Raw genomic sequence first — 20,080 nt, 5'->3', positions numbered from 1 at the left:
TTATAGTATTTTTTATCATTATCTATTAATTAATTATTTTTCTTAATTAAGACTTTATTCATTTTCATTAAGTTAATATTAATTTTTTCCAATGTCTTCTCTATATCACTTAATTTATCAACTTTTTTAGCTAATGATTTATTATCTAAAATCTCTGCTATTTTCAATAGCGAGTCTATTCTTTGCTGCTGAATCTGTTGATAGTTAATTAAGTTACTCACAGATAATTGCAAGGAAACACTACGTAATAATTGATCTCGTGTTGAAGACTTTAAGCCATTGAGCCAATCTGAGCTCAACTGGTCTTGCACTGAAATTAATATATTTTGGTTAGTTACATCATTAGCATTGATTTGTGAAAGCGCTGCTGACGCCAAAAAATTAGCTTGCGTTGATATTCCTACTGGAATAACACCACCATCACTCTCATCACTATAGTAATTGCCTTGTACTAGGCTCATATAGTAAGGGTTGTATGGAAATTGATTAATATAGTTAGAACTCTGTTCTGACTGGCTTTTACCATCACTTGTTGTTGTAGCACTAGTCAATTGATTAAGATAATCAATAAATTTAGCAGTATTACTTTGACCAGACCAGCCCTCAACACTACTTTTTAAATCTTGCGTAAGAACCCCTGAACTTAATGCATTATTTGCAGTCGCCAGTGACTGATTTGTTGTATTTTGATTATTAATAATCAAATTTAAATCTGTTTGTAAAGCAGCTAAGGATGAAGATGAAGAGTTCGCCAAACAACTTTGCACTATAAAAGACAAAAACAATACTATCCAGGAAAAAACTAAACCTTTTTTAAAATAATATACTTTATCTTTAAGTTTATTTTTCATATCAAACCTCATTATTATTTTCATCATCTTCATAAAACCCATTCAACAGCTGTTTTAATACTAGTTTACAAGCTGAATCTAACGTTAATTCATGATTTTCATCAATCAGTGCTTCAATTTCTTTTGTTGCACTTCCTCTTGGATATTTTATAGCTAAGCGTCTTCGTGCCTCTTCTGGGCCTAAAATTTTATATAAAGATTCACGAATATAAACATCTTCAGTCGTCGTATTAAATGCCCATAATTCTACGGCACTGATGGTACTCGTTAATAACTGAGTATTAACTCCTTGTTTCGTTACAAACTGAGCAATAAAAGTGGCCCCTGAACTTTTAGGTCCATGAACTCGTGTCGCCAATGCATATTTTTCTGTCTCATTTAAGCCAAACGTCTTACAAGTCTCTTCAATACTTTGCGTAGAGCCTGAATCTAAAATAAAAACACCGGTTGCAAAATCAACCATCAACTTATCAAAATCCTGTAATGCCTGAGAGGCTAAAGAAATCTGAATTTTCCACTTACGCCCTTCACGCATATCTTGAATCACTTGCTCACGTACCGAAGGGCTATTCGCGGTCCGATGAAATTCATCATATACAATACGCTTAGGCTCTTCTAAAATTTCGCGTACACGCTCTTCATGATAAGGGTGATAATTCCTAGGAAAAGACCGAATATCATCATGTCGTAAAAAGTAATGCTGTGCCATTGCATGTCGTGCTAACATATACATAACTGCCGTTTGTTTCTCTGCAGCTGCACTGCCAGATCTCGCAACATCTTCCAAATCAAAGGCAATAATTCGTGCTTTTTCTAAACTAAGCTGTGTCGGACTCGTTAATGTTGGAAAGTTACGAATCACCGCCGACATTGTTCGGCAAAATGCAGAAATAAAGTCTTCCTGAGTTCCTGGCAACGAAACTTTACTATAAATATCTTTAATGCCATGAAAGTGGGCTGTTGAAATTGTATCAGCCAATATCGGCATTGCATATTTTTGTGCACGTATTGCCAAATCAAAGTAACCTTTTTCAAATAAGCTATCCGTCAACTGCCACCATGTCATCTCTGGATTAATTTCGATATTAATTTGGCTAATTTTTTCTTCTAAATAACTATCCATATGTGGAATATAAGGCTTAGGCTGCTCACTATCACTAAATTGCCGATACAGTTCATCAACTAATAAACTGAGCATTCCTGACATGCCATTAGGAATGTCATCTTTCACCCGTTCCACATAAAGTAAACTTAATAAGTTAATTAAAAATGATCGATGTAGTTTTGTTGGAAAACGTGCACCTAACTGAGTATCAAATGGATTAATCGCATGACCATCCTCAAGCTTTAAACGATGGTAAATCACTATGTTTTTATCTTCTGAAGCAAGGCCCTCTTTTAATAGAGAAATAAATCCCTTACTCGACGGCCCAATATCAATAATTGCAATTCGTGGTAACTGTGACAAACCAGGAGATAAACACAAACCTAAATTCAGGCTATTGAGCAATACAGACTTTCCTGATCCTGAGCGTGCGTAAATAATATCAATCCAACTCACTTGGTGATTAGAGCCTGGTTGATACGGCCATAGTTTACCATCTGGCGTTCTAAATAATAAAGCGCCTCTTTTCCAAGGTGATGCCGGCCGCGTAATCGGCAACATTTTTACAACTTCAGACAGTGGCGCACCTGTTGTTGTTGCTGTGCTTTTATTACGAACAGCAACTGTAGTTGATAATACTTCACCATAAGGATCACCATAAAACTCTTTCACCTCACACCCCCCCCAAGCCTGCACAAGTTGAGCAAGCTTAGCAGCACGCTGTTTTAATAAGTGCATTTTTCCAGCAGGAGCCCAGGTTAATACAACCATTTTTAGTTTAATAATGGGATCATCACCACGCTCATCAAGATATTTTAATAATTTATGTGATTCAACAATCAGCTTATTGTGATAAGAGCTAAATGTTAAAAATTGTGCCAACCATTTTTTTGATTGAGTAACTTTAATGCCATTTCCTGCAATATAAAACGATGCGCGCCAAGGCAAATCAGCCAATGCAGCACGTCTAAATAAATCATAAAATGGTCTAGTACTTTTTGGAAATAGCTCAATATAAAGAGGTGAATAAATTGTATCTCCAACACGAGCCATTTTAAGGTCAATATTTTCACCTTCACGGGGAATTACCTGTGATGATAACGGTGGCCAGAGAATATCAGAAATATCTCGACTTTTATCATCATTACATTCTTGCTGTAAACGCACCGGAATCGTATCTCCCGGCAAAAATGGTTTCCATGTTGGTGCAGTAAAATTAGGATCAATCGAATTACGCGCTTCATAAACAGCAGAATGAACATCAAGTAATTTAATATAAAAACCGATTTGTTGTAAATCATCAACCATAGTGCTAATCAATGAATCATGTAAATTTCTTAATTCAGGTAACCCTAAAAATAAATTTGCAGCACGTCTTGCATTTGGTAAATTATATGATTTAATTTTATCCAATTTATCTTTCGATGCATTCTTAATGTGCTTAGTTGATAATGCAGATGGCTCAGTCCATATGATAAAAAAACAATCTTCATGAGAGCAAACATCTTCAAGCACTTTTTTTCTAGATTCAAAAATATCATCAATACTAAGACAAACTCGCTCAGCAGTTTCCTTAGCAGAATGTAGCGCTTCATTAATATAATAAGATATATTTTCAGGACTATAATTAAAATAAATTTGAATAAAATGTCCTTCAGAAGAAAATGCAGTTTGAATTGATTCTACAAAACGTTGGCAAAGCTGATCAAATTCAGATTTACCAACAAAGCGCCTAAAGCCATCAATTTTAATCACTGAGATTAAAGAGCCATTTTTAGTAACCAGTACATGCTGACTATCTGCTGTTTCCAAATCACAATAAGAAGCATGTGACTGTTTCAATAATAACGAAGACCATGCAAAAAAACTTTCAACATTATCAAACAAGAAATCTACTAATGCCATAACTACTCACTTAATGCTCTAATCATCTTATTAACACGGTCAGATGAAAAGACTCTAGATAAAATCTGCATTTTTTCAAATAACACATTTCTATCATAAAAAAATCTGCGATCATCATCTTGTTTTTTGCTAGCCTCTGATATCAATGCAGAAACATATTCAGAATTACTATTATTTAATTCATGAATTACATAAAACATATAAGCTGCTGGCAAAGAATTTAAAAGCGAAAAAAACAAATTACTATCAATCTCTTTCAGACTATTTTCATTTGCAAATTCAAGTAATTCTAATATTTTTTCTTCTTGGTCTTCATCAATGAAATATTCATCTTCTTCTATATGCTCAAAGTTTATTAAAGCATGGTTAATGTTACTATTACCATAGGACTTCCAGTAGTCAGCAACTTTTTTTTCCAAACTCATCATTCACCTCAAATTTAAAAATTAAAATTTTAATTCATGAAATAAAACCAGAAACCCGACTCAATGAAAAAATAATTCTTATCGAAGAAAGTAGTTCATTATTTTTTAAATTTTCTTTAAAAATAAAACTCAAGAATCCAGGGTGGCTAATATCTACTTGACATACTTTAGTTAATAACTCCGACCGCTCACTCAAACTTGAATACAATGTTTTTACAGAAAGAATATTTTCTTTACTATTAAATTGACTATTTTCAGTATCCACAGAAGCAAGTTTAGCCATTGCGATCATCATTAAGTTCAATTCAACTTGACTAATTTCAGGAAGGTAAATTAGTTTATCTTCTCCTGAGTAGTTAATATCATATTGATCAATTAATAAACATTGACTACACACTTTACAGGCAATAACCAGATTACTGTGTTGATTATTTTTATAATTTCCATCTGCATTAACAATTTCATACCATTTTTCACAATTAACGCCACAATAACTGCAATTATATTCAAATTTATCTGCTATTTTTTTAGATAACTTAATAAAATTATTATTTCTCTTTCTACGCTCATGTTTAATAAAATTGCCTATATTCGCTTGTAAGCAAAGATTCAACATCAATCAATCTCCACTGTTTTAAATACATCATTTAAACCACTAATTGCTTTATCAATCATAGGAACTTCAATTGGATTTCCCAATGCTTTTTCAGCAAGCCAATGTGAGCGTATAGCAGCGCCCTCAATAAATACTGCCTGACGCCCAACATTATTTAAGCAATACCACAGTGATCTGTCTTGAGATTTAAGCCATAAAAAAAGAGCTGTTGAAACAATGCCACTTTGCCTAGCCTCTTCCAAAAGAGATGAAAAAACAGTATAAACATACTGATGTGATACAATCACTTTTTCAACGGAATCGGCAGTGCTAAATTTACTAAATAAACCTAAAGCTAAAGTTAAATTTAAACTTTTATTTTGTGATGACATTGAAATTTCATTTGCTGCCTTCTCAGCTTCTTGACGCTTATAACATGAAAATGCTGCTAAAATACCAAAGGTAGCTTTCTCTATTTCTGTCAGTTCATCTTTATTTATCCAAGCTTTACCAAGTTGATTAATAAATATTTCTTTTGCTAGCCCTTCATTGACCTTTTTATTATCATCTAATAAATTATTAGCCTTCATAAACTCTAATGGTGTCAGTGCCATTTTCCAAGACCCTTTATTAATACTCTCTTTACTTAGGCTTTTACCAATGATAGGTCGCGTCTCACAAAATGAATCTTTCATATTAGCCAATAATGTTGACATACTGTGTTTAGTCGCAAGTTTATTCCCTGGATGATACTTCCATAATAAAAAAGTTAAAATAACTGTTATAAAAATATTAAACCAACAAAAAAACAAACCAATTTTATTAGATAACACATAAAGATCATTTGCCGTAACAGCCTGTATAGGCGTATGGCTAGACCAGTCAATAACATCTTGTAATTGACCAGTTACAAGGTTTATTAACCTAACCTCAAACATTTTAAGTATTAAAATAAAACCTACTATCTCATCATGAAAATAAATAAAAATAGCACAACTTCCAATTGCAATTGCAACTATGTAATAAATTATGTGAGGAACACCTCCTTGGTCATTATTTTGCATGACTATGACCACCCCCCATAATCCAGTGAACCATCTCGAGTACTTGGCTTGTTTTCTGGCTTTTTGCTCTTTGACAGCATTAAGTCTGTATTATTATTTTTCTCTCTAACATCAATTCCTAAAATTTCTGAATTTTTTATTATTAATTTTTCAGCAGGATCTTGATAAATTAAATGGTCAATAAAAACAGGAATCGCTCTGCGTGGATTAATTAAATATAATAAAACCAGTAATACATATAGTGATATTTTACCATCACTGCCTCCTTCGCCTTCGCCTTCTCCATCATCACTATCACCAAGTTCGCTTTCGCAAATTTTATCACATACTTTATGCAAAGTTCTGACTCTGTATAATTTATTCAAGTAAAGGTCATCTATTTTTTTATCTAAATTTTTAAAACCATAAAGAATATATGGATCACCTAATTTTTCTGATAAAACTTTTAATTTTTCAACTTCTAAATCAATGATACTAGTCATACAAATACCTATTGATTCTTTATTATTTTATCAATAATAGAAGCAACATCGCTCTTCTTATCATAAAACTCATAACAAGTTATATAAGATATTCTATCTAAAATATTTTTAGAAATATTATTTGCCTTACTTTTTTGCATATCATTTAAAATTGCCATTTTATTAACTGCACTTTTAATCTGCTTATAATCAATCAAACAATCTTCTAAACTAGAAGTCCCATAATCATAATAGACACTATCAACTCGGTCCTCCAAAGGAATATTCAAAAATATATCATTTTTAGGAATAAAGTCTGCGCTAATTTCTTCAACCGGCTCATCTTCATTAAAATCTTTTATTTCATCTATAATAGAGCATGCTTTGTTTATATCTAGTGGAATATTACTATTTATTTTCTTAATTAAAAAATTAATCAGCTGATCATCTTCTGATATATGATCAAAATTATCTTCAATATCAATATTAAAATCACTCACTGAACATACTGAATTTAAAAACTTAACTTCTTCTCGTGATGGCGGCTTGACCTTCAGAAACTGATTAATTTTTAATTTTTCCACTTTTGGCGGATTAGCATAAAAAGAACGCATTCGAATAATATTCGATTTAAAAAACACATGCGCCTCACCTTCACGCTGGTCTTTTAAATCAAGTAAATCTACACGGTTGCGTTTATCTAAATTCGCCTCCATGGTATCTTGATAACTCATTGTCGTAGAATTCTGATTAACATTGTAACTTTTTGCAACAGAGACATACGCCTCACCTGCTGTTTTTTGAAAAAACTCCCAAGTTTCTTGAGGATCTTCTAATTTCATACATATTTTAATATTGGTGTTTGCACAAATCGACGCTGCCTCTTCCTTTGAAGCCTTTTGAAATGCTGGCAAATCTTGACCGGCAAAAACCACAGAAAACCCTAAAGAACGTGCCTGAGCAGGTACCACTGCAAAACCCTCAACCGCATAATAACCATATTCATCTAATATACATAAATAAGGTGTATTCGAATTTGTCGGTTTTGTTTCAATTACGTCCTTATAATCCCCCTCAACTTTATCCCCTAAGCCAGCCGCAAGCATTGCCTTTAATGAGGCAATAATCAACTTACCTAAGTTAGAAAGTTCATCTGGAGATTTTTCCAGCGCTGGCAATAAAACAACCAATATCCTTCGATTTAACACGACATCACGAAAATCAACTTCAGCTAAATTCGTTCTAATAATATGTGCATAAACATCAGCGAGTGATCCAAATATTCGCGTCAATTGCATGATAATATAGCCATGCTGTTCATAGACTTTATCTGATTGTTCACCTTTTTTATCCATTTTATAGCCAGGCAAACTTACTAGGTAATTAGACAATGGATCTTTTACATCAAAAGGAATTTCCTTTTCATAAGTACTTTCGTTTCCTAACTGATCCAGTATTTTCCTATCATGAAACAAACCTTCTAATGCTTCAATCGTAAAATATCTACGCACAGTTCCCGCATCAAGTAACAATGCATCTTGATCTCTTAAATAAACAAGTATGCGCATCAGCGCTTCAATAAATGAAATCGCCCGGCCTTTCCACATATCACCATCACCACTTTGCCCTCCTTGACCTGAATTCATCATACTTGTAACTAATTGAGAGAGCATACTAGATGAACCTACAGCAAAAGGGTTCATAGTATTAGAAATAATATCTTTCTGAGGGCCAATAATATCTCTTGCCCCTGTCATAAAATTTATAACCAATAAATCATCCTCTCGCCCCATGGATCTAACCATAGAAAATACTTTAGCAAAAAGAGAATTATCACCCTTACCATCAACATAAATAAAGCCGCTGCCCTGGACCAAAGCATTATATGAAATTGATAATAAAGTTTCTGTTTTACCACTACCAGTTGATCCAAATATTAAACAATGAGTCCTCATATCTGAGTTATTAAACCAAAGTTCATTACTCGTATTTATTTCATTACCAAAGTAATAAATTCCTTCTGATTGACCTGGTTTATTACTGCCTGGTTGAGGGTTATTTTTATCTAGCTCCTTGCAATAAAGTGGCTTTTTAAATGGCAGTGAGGAAGAAGACCACATTGAAAACCAAAAAATAAGAAACATTGCTAAAAGCAAAATATCAGAAAAATATTCAAAAACAAAGCTTAAAAAGCAACAAGCAATAATACAAACACAAGCACCATTACGACTTGCTAATAAATCACCAAAACGTCGATGAAAAGCACGTAGATCACGCACTGCATGTGATTGTGCTTGCTCTTGACTTTTAATTACACCACGAAATACTTTCATCATTGTTATCTTTAATTAGGTTTATATTTTATTTCTTTTTACTACCAGTGAAAATTTCTCTGATCACTATAAAAAAAGAACTTAAACTTAAATTAAACTTTTTTAAAATAGCCAAAAAAACAACAGCAATAAGTGATATCATCAACGTACTTAATCGCATATGCAGAAAAAATAATAAAAAAGGAAAACATACTCGAGCATCTAAGACATAAAACTTTGGGTAAAATGCCGAATCACGCCAATGGCTTGATAAGCTGTTTTGACTCATAACTCTTTCTCCCCTAATTATTACTTCAAAATAAATTTTTTAACTGAATTTTCATCAATTAATCCTAGCGATAATTTATCTTTAATATCATCAATTAATGTTTTTCCTGATTTTATTAACGATTCTTTTAAACTAAGAATAATATTATCTGCTGTTGCCTGATATAATCGTTCTTTAATTTCATCAGTAATTACTAAATATTCTCTAATTGGAGTGCGTGTTTCATTTTTATCAATGACCAGGGCTTGCCAGACAATAACTCTCACTGTTTCTATTAAATCATACAGACGCGCCTGACGTTCTTCAGCACTAAATAAATTAATCATCCTTCTAAACGTATCAATCACACCATTACTATGAACAGTTGTGTATACTGGATGACCTGTCAAAGCTGCTTCAATAACCGCTTCAAGCGTAGGTTTATCTCTTGCTTCACCCACTAAAATTAACCCTGGTTTTCTACGTAATGCATTTCTAACACCTGCAGCAAAACTCGGTAAGTGTTTAGGAATTTCACATTGACTAACAATAGAGCTAGGCTTATGTACATTATCGTAAACATATTCAATGGGGGACTCATACGTTAATACTTTTAAATGGCTATCTACCTGCTCTAAAGAATTCGCGACTAATGAGGCTAATAATGTACTTTTACCTGATCCAGTTGCTCCACTAATTACTACAATCCCTTGTGGTACTTTTAAGCTATCAATTAGCTCATCAGTTAAATTCATTTTTCCCAACATAGGTGGATCAGAAGCAATTGTTCTTAAAGTCACCTGCAGTCCATTATAGCCTTTAAATTGACAAGCAGTAATATTAACCCGATAGCGAAATACACCATGAGCCATATCAGTTAATTGATAACTGGTATCTAAATCTACACCACTTTGTACATGAGCCGTCGCATTAGCTCCATAAATATGATTAATTAAGTCTGAAACTTCTTGCTGTGTGAATTTTCTCTTAGTAACTCTATATAATAAACCATGAATATCAGCAACTGCATTTTCACCAGACTGAATTGTGATATCTGAAGCTTTTTGATCGTGTAAGAAAATTAATAAACGATCAAACTCATTCGGTGTAAAATATGCTGGCTCTAAATCTAGCATATATTTATTCATGATGAATACCAACAACAGGCTGCCAAAATTTACTCTTGGTTTGTAATCCAGGTTTGTTTTTAATTTTTAATGTCTGATCATCAATCATAATATGATTTTTATCGCCTGTAATTCCTTGATATTTTTTATCAATATATACAGGAGTAACTAGCCCTTCGGTCAACAATTTATTATATAAAATCATTCCTGTATAATCTCTAGTCAACCGATTTAAATTAATTTTGTAAATAGTTAATGCTTGCTCAGTGCCTTGTAGCCAACCTTTAGAAATATTCTCCTGCCAAAGTGCTTGCTCTTTGCTATCCTTAGGTAACAAAATTTTATTAGGCAGCTCCGGCTTTGAGTAGTCCATATAAAGATAATCACGCCAAGTAGGAGGTGCAGTTACAAATTTAACTTGGCTTATTATCTTATAAGTTCTTCCTGCAGCACGAATCGACTGCGCACCATTGCCGACATTCACCGAATTAATAGAATCAGAAATAACAGGAGGCAGCACATTAGCACTTATTAAAATTTGATTAAAATCAAATATCTCATCAAGCTGACTAGTGTAGTTCACCAAGAAAGAATCAATAATTTTAGATTCTTTTGCCAGACCTGCTTGAGCCCCTAATGATAAAGCAGCTTCTTTTACCGCACGCAAACGTATTGTCAAGTGTTGCTGTTGCTCATAATAAGATGACTTATTAGATAAATTACTTAACTGATCCAATGTGTATAAAGCATGATCAATCATTTGCCATATACCTTAAGCTAATAATTTTTTTATCTGGCACTATTTCAATCATCGCCTTATTATTTGCTTGTAACTCTATATTCTGTAACACCGTTAATGCTGGCATTGACTGGTAATTAATATTCACTAGTACAGGAAGTTTTGGCGGCTTACCAAACTCCTGATAATCAAACCCTGTTACCTCAGCAATATTTTTAACAATCGAATTAATTGGTCCATACCAGTTAATAGAAACTTTCTTATTAAGTTCACGACTATGAATATTTTTAAATGGCATCACCTGTTGCTGTGGATATTGAGCACGCCTAATTTGCGATAAGTTTGCTAAGGCTTTGCTCGTCTGTGCAACCGCCTGTAACAAAGCCTTTTTAATTTCTTTATTTTTTTCTAGTTGTGTTCCTGTAATTAATTGCGGATCTACTTGTGTGGGCTGTGAAGAACAACCTTGTAGTATCACTACAATACCAAAACATGTTATAACTAAAAAATTCTTCATAACCCATCTCAAGATTTTTATAAAATAGCTAAAATAATTATTGCCAGAGGCTTACTCTTACTATTAGGTAGTAGTATTAAATGTATATGCACTTAGCGTAGAGGCAACATCAGCGGTAATATTTTTCTTAGCACTATGACCAAGCACACCCGCAATAGAACCTACAACTAATAACGATCCACCGAGTGTCATATAAATAAAGCCTGACTTAGTTTGTACTTGTTGGCCGCCGCCCTGGCCGGAATGGCCACTGCGCAGCTGAAACAATCCCATAATAATTAAAACAACGCCACCAAAGCCACTAACAAATTCTATAAAAACAAGAATATTTAATAAGGTCCCTTGCCAACTGGTAAATAGATTAGTCAGTGTCTGTGTATTAGTAGTGCCACCACCACCTGCTGCATATACAAAGCTGATGCTAAGTAACATACAAGAAAAAACCACAGATAAAACTTTAATTATTTTTTTATTGATTAACTTCATTATTATCTCCAATACTATATCTATGATTATGCAGATAAGCCTGTTATTAAATTATAACTAGAACTTGCAATATCAATTAATACGTTCGCATTTACCGCACAAATACCAGCGAGAATATGTGCAACCACTTTTGACACACTAGCTTCCGCACCCCCCATATGTTCACCCAACTTAGTTAACAAAAAAATTCCACGTAAAAAAGACACAAAACCAACAATAAATAAAATGATATAAGTTAGCTTCAATAAATTATCTGTAACATCTGTTGGTGAAACTTGAGCACAATAAGGCGTACCATTCGAAGACAGTAATAACAACTGCATATCTTGCAAATTACCAAAATAAGATAAAAATCCCTCTTCACCACCACCGCAGTACTTATTAATCAATTCTGGCGTCTGAAAAAGCGAGCTACTTAATGCTTGAACAAGATAAAAAGGAGCTAATAAGACAGAGCCAACAAAAAAGTAAAACCCTGTTGCCATAGGTGAGCGCCGGTGCATTGACATCATCTGCGGATTAGTATGATAACGCAATCTATGCACACCAACACATAAAGTAATTAACCCAATAACAGGCCCGATAATATTTACAATTTGCAAAAAAGGTATTAATAAATAAACGACAATCCCATCATAAACTGTAGTCGGTGTGGTTATCGATGACGCAGAGCTCATAATGTCCTGAATGCCTTTAGTTACGCCACCATCAACAGGGTTAACCGAATTACTCAAAACGACAATAATACTACCAATGGCTAAAAGTAGTGCACCAATAAACAAATATGATGTTCCCACCATGGTATTTTGCTGCTGGCCTTGATTTGCCTGATTTTGTCTTAATTTTACCAAACCAACAATAACTAAGACTACACCAGATATGGCAGAAGCAAATTCAACAAAGATTGCAATATGAAGAAGCGTGTGCTGCCAGTCTTTTGACATCGAACTAAAACTAAATGTGCTATCCGTAGTCACGGCATAACAAGATCCAGTAATCACTAATTGCAGAATAACTATAACTGGTATTTTTCTAACTAATAATACTGAATATTTTTTTAACATATTAGTTTATCTCGCCTAGTCAAATACAAACCCAGAACTTGTGATAACTTTATCTTTATCACCATCAATACGCACAACATGGCCATAACCTGGGATATCACTGCCTTTAATTACTGTTAAAGTGACTCCTTTATTATTAACAAGCCAAGCCCGCCCGGTAATAATTGCTCTAAGAGTTAGTTTTTCACGGTGACTATATTGATTAGCAAGCAATAATTTAACCTGATTACTTTCTTTTTTCATAACAGATTCAAGATTATTAAGACTGTCATTCGTCTTTTTCAAATCCTGGCTTAATGAAAACAGCGCTACAGATAGCTCATTTTGATTTTTATTAATTTCATCAATATTCTTTTTAACATTATCACTATTAATTTTACTATCACTATTTAGCTGATATAATCCATTAATTTTCTTATTTAATTGAGTAATTTTATCCTCAAGAGAGCTTAATTTTGAGTTAACTTTTGAATTAATTAAAACAGTACTAGCATTAGAGCCCATACTAGTGTTAGAAAAATCAGGACTGCTATTAGTAGCTGGTGATTGATTATTATGACTATAGTTATAATTAGTATTTATCTTTTCAGGAAAACTATTAGAATTAGTATTAGTAACAGCTGTCGATGTTGAAACAATATGGCCTTGCTTAATTGTTGTAAAAGCATTGCTATGAGATTGATCAGTTAAATTACTTTTATTACTCGAGTTAGCATGAGCAAAATTTAAATCCTTACTATCACTTTTATTTGTACTTTTCTCTGGGTAAAGCGTTCGATAAGCACCATGCATCATAAAGGCTGCAATCACAAAACCAATTAACGCGATAATATAATAGTGCAACATGGGTCTAATATTTTCCCACAGTGAAAAAAAGCGTGACTTTATAGTATTATTATTTCTTTCTATAGTTGGATCACTAGGATGATTGTCTGCTTTATCTTCATCCATATTAAATTCGTCATCAAAACTATAATCTTCTGCTGAACTATTCATAATTTCTAAGCCTTTACATCAGACATAAATAAAATTCCCATACCAACGCCTTGGTTAAGTGTGACCGTTGGTGGCCGATTAAATTCAGACGCTGCCTGTTGGCCCAGAGTCGTACCAACCTGTCCCAACCCAGAATAAACCGCTTTTTTCGATGTTTGCTCGGTTGCTGCACTTGTTTGATCACTAGTGACAATACAAGTTGTCGAGCCATTACATAAACTACTGGATGTATCTGAAAAGTATTCACCAAACCCTTGCAAAAAGGCTGAAGCAAATAGTCCGCCATAACGCAGCAAATAATGATTGTCGACATCAGAAGCAAGAGCATTTTGTGCAGTTGTTGCATTAATTGCATAAGCTTTAATCGAAATACTATGATCTAATGCAGGTAATGACATATGATCAAAGCTAATCACCAGCTTATCATCTTCGCGCTTAAAACTTCCTAGCAATTTTGCATCTTTAAATTTTCCTTGAATAATAGTCGCCATAACTGGTGTACCTGGCTGATCACTATTAAGTTGCGTATCAAGTACCGCAAATAAAATAGCACCCGATTTTTCAATGATATTGGCTGCTGCGTTCTGCCCTTGTTGGCCTGCTGTAGTGCTCTGAGCAGGCAGCTGACCAACAACACTACTCTGTACCGAAGCCTTATCCCAATCACCCACCATCCCTTGAAGTTGGCTCTGCATCTTGCGCTCTTTTTGGGAAACTTGCATTAAATAATTCTGCTTATCTTGATTTTTACCTTGGTTTTGATTTTTCTTAAGCTCACTATAATTTTTTTGCAGCGCATCTCGTTTTACAATTTCCTTATATACTGCAGAATTCGTTAATTTCGCAACACGCTGATCTTGTGCACTTAAGCGAGGTGATCCGCCATCTTGATCAACGACGGGGGTAATTTCTTGAGTCGATTGCTCAGCGATCGTTTTCCCTTGATTTGCAGCTTGTCTTATTTTATTTTTCTCATGAATATTTTTTATTTCGTTATATACTTTATTTGTATAATTTGTTGCTTTATCTCTCATTTGCATACTGGGCTCAACCGCATAAGATCCTTGATCTTGAGCTTCGGCTTTCGTCTCAGTCAAATTATTTATAACTAAAACAAACAGCGTAATTACTAGAATAAAAATCAAAATCATTCTAAATCTTGGATAACTTGATAAAAAGCTTTTAATTTTTTTTATAGCCTTCATGATTAACTATCCGCAACAGTAATATTATGCAGCACACCATTCATAGAAATTAACAATGATGGTGCTGCTGGTAATTGATAAGCATTTGATGCTGAAGGGCCCGTGCTGCTTTGCTTTGCTTGCCACTGTGGCGATATCAATGTTCCCATAGTTAATAATAAATACTTACCTTGATAAGACCAAACTTGTGCGGAACCTCCTGTTACTTTTAATTCTTTTGCACCCTGTGGTGGAATACCATTAAGAAGTTGTATTAAATTGCTTGGTGCATGAGGTGTTGTTCCTGCAAGTGCATCCGCAGCTGATTGATAACTTTGAACTCGAATATAATCTAAATAATCCCACTTCTTCTGTCCTAAGACTAAAGACAGCATAACCGGGATATCCAAGCCTTTTAACATGATACCAATATTTGCCTGCCCATAATCTTTTAATCCTTGTACCATAAGCACACCACTGGTTTTATTCCATTGAATATTAAAGCTTGCAGGATCACCTAAGCTATAAGAGATAATTGGCCAAACCTTTCCTAATTGATCAGTCATAACAATTGATGTAATCATCCCCTTAAATGTACGTATAACAGGCTCAATATCACCAGGGTGAAGGCTTGCTGAAATAATAGAAGACGTACTTTCACTAGGTGCATTACCAGAAGGCGCGGCTTTAGCCTTTTTTTGCTCGTTATATATTTCTTTATACTTTTGGATTTGATCTGTTGTTAAAGGGAAATTATTATTTACAACAGAATTAAAAGAATCATCACTTAATGATCCATATGAACATCCCAGTACCGAAAAAAATATAATAGTAAATAATTTAGCTAATCTACACTTTTTCACAAACCTACTACAGCCACTACTTAAATGTTTACTAAAAAAATCCAATTAATATCGAGATTAAATTAATAACAAATTGATTATATGATCAAAAACTAACATCCGGATAATTAGCAATCAATAAAATTTTATTTATTTACTCAATATGGATATATTCTTACTTTTTTTATATTTCAATAAACTGCCAATAGTGTCTGTATGGTAATAAATTTATTTAACAATAAACAAACATAAAAATATTAATATTTTTACTTATATATATTTTCACAAATAATAACAACATAAACACATTTATCTTTTACTACAATCTAACAAAAATAAGAAAAACAGATGTTATGGTTATGTGGTTATGAAAGAAAATATCAATAGAATATTCCCCATATAGATACCTAAGCTTGAAGTGCTTGTATCTTAGCCACTAGATAAAATATGACAAAACAGATTATTTTATTAATTCTTTTAATTTAATAAATTGTTAATAAAAATATTAACTTAAATTTAAATAGGAAACTTACCATGTTAAAAAAATTAGCTTTCTCACTACTATGCAGCCTCCCTATAATTACTAGCGCCCAATCAGTTCAATTTTCATTGGATGCAGGAACAACTTTGTATGCTGCTCAACTCGCTGCTGATGACTCAACTGTTGTAAAATCCGGGGATTCACCAATCACTGCAAATATACCTAGTTCTTCACAATCAGGAACATGTAATATCGATGGTACTAGCTACAGTGGACATAACGTCATTGTCCTTCGCTGCCGTAATAATGTAAACCCGGCCTGCGAGTATGAAGCACTTTTTGTCTCAAATAACGTTACCTCAATTGAATTACTCAACGAAACTTATGGTGATAATACATCCACCTATGCAAAATGTGATGGAGGCTCGTGCATTAATAGCAACAATTACGCAGCTGAATGTCAATTCGATTCAAAATAAAAAAATAAATTAAATATAATAAAAAAGCCAGCTTTTGCTGGCTTTTAGCTTAATATTTTAACTTAATATAAAAATATTAAAGATATAATTTAGTTATTTTAATTAACCATTTTTCATCATATTCCGTAATACATAATGCAAAATACCACCAGTGCGATAATATTCCACTTCATTCGCCGTATCAATACGACATAATAAGGTAATATTCTCACTCGAGCCATCCTGACGATGAATCACCGCACTGATATCTTGACCGGCTTGTAAACTATTCAGGCCAGTAATATCAAAGGTTTCTGTACCATCAAGCTTTAAGCTGTTACGATCCTGGCCGTTTTTAAATTGTAAGGGCAACACCCCCATCCCAATCAAATTAGAACGGTGAATACGCTCAAAACTTTCAGTGATTACCGCTTTAACACCAAGTAAACGTGTACCTTTAGCAGCCCAGTCACGTGAAGAGCCTGTACCATACTCTTTACCACCAATAACAACCAGTGGCGTGCCTTCACTCTGGTACTTCATTGCTGCATCATAAATCGACAACTGCTCGCCAACAATATGGCGTGTATAACCACCTTCAACACCGGGCACCATTTCATTGCGAATACGAATATTAGCAAATGTTCCACGCATCATTACTTCATGATTACCACGGCGTGAGCCATAAGAGTTAAAGTCTTTATTGTCCACTCCATGCGACTTTAGATACGCCCCTGCTGGACTATCGGCCTTAATTACGCCTGCCGGAGAAATATGGTCTGTTGTTACCGAGTCACCTAAAATGGCTAACGGGCGCGCACCTTTAATATCTTCAACTGCCGCAACCGGCTTATCTAAGCCTTCAAAGAACGGTGGATTTTGTACATAAGTCGACTCTGAGTTCCACTTATAAGTCTGACCTTCTGCAACTGGAATATTCTGCCAATTTTCATCACCGGCAAAGACTTCAGCATACTCTTTTTGGAACATCGCACGGCTGACTTTTGCAACTTCCGCCGCCACTTCACTATTGCTTGGCCAAATATCACGTAAATAAACATCATTACCGTTTTTATCTTGACCAATCGGCTCCACTTCAAGGTTCTTGCGTGTCGTTCCAGCCAACGCATAGGCCACGACTAAAGGAGGAGAAGCCAACCAATTCGCTTTAACAAATGGATGCACCCGACCCTCAAAATTACGGTTACCTGAAAGTACCGCAGAAACGGTCAGGTCATGATCGGCAATGGCTTTTTCAATTTCGGGCAATAAAGGTCCAGAATTACCAATACAGGTTGTACAACCATAGCCAACTAAGTTAAAACCAAGCTGATCTAAATAGGTCTGTAAGCCAGCATTTTCTAGGTATTCAGTAACAACTTTAGACCCAGGAGCCAGTGATGATTTCACCCAAGGCTGACGAATTAAACCTTTTTCTAGTGCTTTTTTAGCCACTAAGCCTGCAGCCATCAAGACACTCGGGTTCGATGTATTCGTACACGAAGTAATCGCAGCAATCACTACATCACCATGAGATAGCTCGTAATTACCATTACCCTCTACCGCAACAGCTTTATCCAGCTCATCAGCCTTGCCTTGATCAGCAACCAGTTGATCAAACGCAGTAGGTAACTTAGGCAACTCTACACGATCTTGTGGGCGCTTGGGACCGGCTAAACTAGGGACTACAGAGTTTAAATCGAGCTCAAGCGTTGCCGTAAAGACTGGATCTGCTGTATTTTCATCACGCCACATGCCTTGAGCTTTTGCATAGGCCTCAACTAAGGCAATCGTTTCTTCCTCACGACCAGACAATTCTAAATAATTAATCGTTTCTTTATCAACTGGGAAAAAGCCGCACGTCGCCCCATATTCAGGCGCCATATTCGCAATCGTTGCCCGATCCGCTAATGGCAAATCATTTAAGCCTGGGCCATAAAACTCAACGAACTTACCCACAACCCCTTGCTGACGCAGCATTTGCACAACAGTTAATACTAAATCTGTCGCTGTAATGCCTTCTTTTAATTTACCCGTTAATTTAAAGCCAACCACCTCTGGAATTAACATAGAAATCGGCTGACCTAGCATCGCCGCTTCCGCTTCAATACCACCAACACCCCAGCCAAGAACACCTAAGCCATTAACCATGGTCGTGTGGCTATCAGTACCAACTAAAGTGTCTGGATAGGCAATCGTGCGTCCATCATTTTCAGACGTCCACACCGCTTTTGCTAAATATTCAAGGTTTACCTGATGACAAATACCCGTTCCTGGGGGTACTACACGGAAATTTTCAAAGGCCTTCTGCCCCCAACGCAAAAACTCGTAACGCTCACGGTTACGCTCCATCTCTATATCAACATTGGCTTTAAATGCACTTGAATTGGCATAGGCATCAACCATAACCGAGTGGTCTATCACCAAATCAACCGGTGATAATGGATTAATCGCCGTTGGGTTTGCCCCGGCTTTGGCTACCGCATCACGCATTGCCGCCAAATCAACAACAGCGGGCACCCCAGTAAAATCTTGCATTAATACCCGTGCCGGGCGATACTGAATTTCACGGGACGATTGACGCTTTTCTTGCCACTGACCCAGAGCTTTAATATCATCAATGGAAACCGTTACACCATCATCTTCAAAACGTAATAAATTTTCTAATAACACCTTCAATGAGAACGGTAAACGAGATACATCCCCAAGACCTGAGCTTTCAGCAGCTTTAATACTATGGTAATCATACGCTTTGCCTTTGACTTCTAAGGTCTTACGCGTATTTAGAGCATCTTTTCCTACGGCAGTCATAAAATCCCCTCCTCAACGGATAGAGTTGTTATAATTTAGTGTTACACATTGTACGCTTCTTCGTGTCGAACACCAAGCACTTACGCTTACATGCTTGTTAGCAAATGTTACAGGCATGCAGCCGCGGGCCAATCATTTAAGAAACATATCTCTAGGGGGAAAGTGTAGTTGATATTTTAGCTTTTGAGGTAAATAGCAGGGCCAGATAATTAAGACTAAGAAAATCTAACATAAAAAAGCCAATAACGACAAGCAATTAAACTTAATTTATGACCACAACTTATTCAAAGCCATGATCAGGTCCAGCTAAGGCGCTATCTCCGTAAGCGTCGCTACCTCGGTAGGTATTTTGCACATCCAATGATGCAAAATCGCCGAGCAAAACGCGA

18 protein-coding genes are annotated in these 20,080 nt (G+C 35.0%); 1 reads left to right on the top strand and 17 read right to left on the bottom strand.

Annotated features, from left to right (window positions below; genetic code table 11):
• Positions 1-29 precede the first annotated feature (29 nt).
• The 16 genes from C200_RS05230 to C200_RS05155 form a co-directional block, all read right to left on the bottom strand.
• Positions 30-851, bottom strand: a complete 822-nt coding sequence (locus tag C200_RS05230) for a hypothetical protein (RefSeq protein WP_016209689.1) — start codon at positions 849-851, stop codon at positions 30-32.
• A 1-nt stretch (position 852) separates the two neighbouring features.
• Positions 853-3,861 carry an ATPase AAA gene (locus C200_RS05225; RefSeq protein ID WP_016209670.1) on the bottom strand — a complete coding sequence of 1,003 codons (3,009 nt, stop codon included), beginning with the start codon at positions 3,859-3,861 and terminating at the stop codon, positions 853-855.
• A gap of 2 nt (positions 3,862-3,863) precedes the next feature.
• The gene (icmW, locus tag C200_RS05220; RefSeq protein WP_016209679.1) at positions 3,864-4,286 is read right to left on the bottom strand and encodes a type IVB secretion system protein IcmW; all 423 of its coding nucleotides are present in this window, start codon (positions 4,284-4,286) and stop codon (positions 3,864-3,866) included.
• Positions 4,287-4,320: 34 nt separating this feature from the next.
• A complete protein-coding gene (gene icmJ, locus C200_RS05215; protein WP_016209688.1) occupies positions 4,321-4,902 on the bottom strand; it encodes a type IVB secretion system protein IcmJDotN in 582 nt (193 codons plus the stop codon).
• On the bottom strand, positions 4,902-5,945 hold the full coding sequence (gene icmP / locus C200_RS05210) for a type IVB secretion system coupling complex protein DotM/IcmP (RefSeq protein ID WP_016209684.1): 1,044 nt from the start codon (positions 5,943-5,945) through the stop codon (positions 4,902-4,904). The genes icmJ and icmP overlap by 1 nt, the downstream gene beginning before the upstream one ends.
• Before the next feature lie 2 nt (positions 5,946-5,947).
• Complete coding sequence (locus C200_RS05205; protein ID WP_016209692.1) at positions 5,948-6,427, bottom strand: hypothetical protein; 480 nt, start codon at positions 6,425-6,427, stop codon at positions 5,948-5,950.
• 8 nt (positions 6,428-6,435) lie between these two features.
• Positions 6,436-8,739 (bottom strand): type IV secretory system conjugative DNA transfer family protein, encoded by a 2,304-nt coding sequence (locus tag C200_RS05200; protein WP_052047060.1) that lies wholly within the window; start codon positions 8,737-8,739, stop codon positions 6,436-6,438.
• Positions 8,740-8,767: 28 nt separating this feature from the next.
• Entirely contained in the window at positions 8,768-9,007 is a 240-nt protein-coding gene (gene icmT, locus C200_RS16075) for an IcmT/TraK family protein (RefSeq protein WP_032126410.1), read from the bottom strand.
• Positions 9,008-9,027: 20 nt separating this feature from the next.
• Positions 9,028-10,134, bottom strand: coding sequence for an ATPase, T2SS/T4P/T4SS family (locus tag C200_RS05190; RefSeq protein WP_016209677.1), 1,107 nt, complete (start codon positions 10,132-10,134; stop codon positions 9,028-9,030).
• A complete protein-coding gene (locus tag C200_RS05185) occupies positions 10,127-10,780 on the bottom strand; it encodes a type IV secretory system conjugative DNA transfer family protein (protein ID WP_230584171.1) in 654 nt (217 codons plus the stop codon). The genes C200_RS05190 and C200_RS05185 overlap by 8 nt, the downstream gene beginning before the upstream one ends.
• Before the next feature lie 85 nt (positions 10,781-10,865).
• A complete protein-coding gene (locus tag C200_RS05180; protein ID WP_016209695.1) occupies positions 10,866-11,369 on the bottom strand; it encodes a DotD/TraH family lipoprotein in 504 nt (167 codons plus the stop codon).
• A 63-nt stretch (positions 11,370-11,432) separates the two neighbouring features.
• Positions 11,433-11,855, bottom strand: coding sequence for a hypothetical protein (locus C200_RS05175; protein WP_016209668.1), 423 nt, complete (start codon positions 11,853-11,855; stop codon positions 11,433-11,435).
• A 26-nt stretch (positions 11,856-11,881) separates the two neighbouring features.
• Complete coding sequence (locus C200_RS05170) at positions 11,882-12,832, bottom strand: hypothetical protein (RefSeq protein ID WP_230584173.1); 951 nt, start codon at positions 12,830-12,832, stop codon at positions 11,882-11,884.
• 102 nt (positions 12,833-12,934) lie between these two features.
• Positions 12,935-13,915 carry a hypothetical protein gene (locus C200_RS05165; RefSeq protein WP_016209681.1) on the bottom strand — a complete coding sequence of 327 codons (981 nt, stop codon included), beginning with the start codon at positions 13,913-13,915 and terminating at the stop codon, positions 12,935-12,937.
• 5 nt (positions 13,916-13,920) lie between these two features.
• On the bottom strand, positions 13,921-15,120 hold the full coding sequence (locus C200_RS05160) for a TrbI/VirB10 family protein (protein ID WP_016209666.1): 1,200 nt from the start codon (positions 15,118-15,120) through the stop codon (positions 13,921-13,923).
• A gap of 2 nt (positions 15,121-15,122) precedes the next feature.
• On the bottom strand, positions 15,123-15,962 hold the full coding sequence (locus C200_RS05155; protein WP_016209676.1) for a DotH/IcmK family type IV secretion protein: 840 nt from the start codon (positions 15,960-15,962) through the stop codon (positions 15,123-15,125).
• A 513-nt stretch (positions 15,963-16,475) separates the two neighbouring features.
• On the opposite strand from C200_RS05155, the gene C200_RS05150 reads away from it, so the two are divergent.
• Positions 16,476-16,901, top strand: a complete 426-nt coding sequence (locus C200_RS05150) for a hypothetical protein (protein WP_016209672.1) — start codon at positions 16,476-16,478, stop codon at positions 16,899-16,901.
• A 102-nt stretch (positions 16,902-17,003) separates the two neighbouring features.
• On the opposite strand, the gene acnA is transcribed toward C200_RS05150, so the two are convergent.
• On the bottom strand, positions 17,004-19,691 hold the full coding sequence (gene acnA, locus C200_RS05145; protein ID WP_016209690.1) for an aconitate hydratase AcnA: 2,688 nt from the start codon (positions 19,689-19,691) through the stop codon (positions 17,004-17,006).
• Positions 19,692-20,080: the final 389 nt, after the last annotated feature.

Origin of the sequence: Piscirickettsia salmonis LF-89 = ATCC VR-1361, assembly GCF_000297215.2 — a bacterium.
In the GTDB taxonomy this organism is placed as follows: Bacteria; Pseudomonadota; Gammaproteobacteria; order Piscirickettsiales; family Piscirickettsiaceae; genus Piscirickettsia; species Piscirickettsia salmonis.
This window is presented reverse-complemented; position numbering and strand designations above follow the sequence as displayed.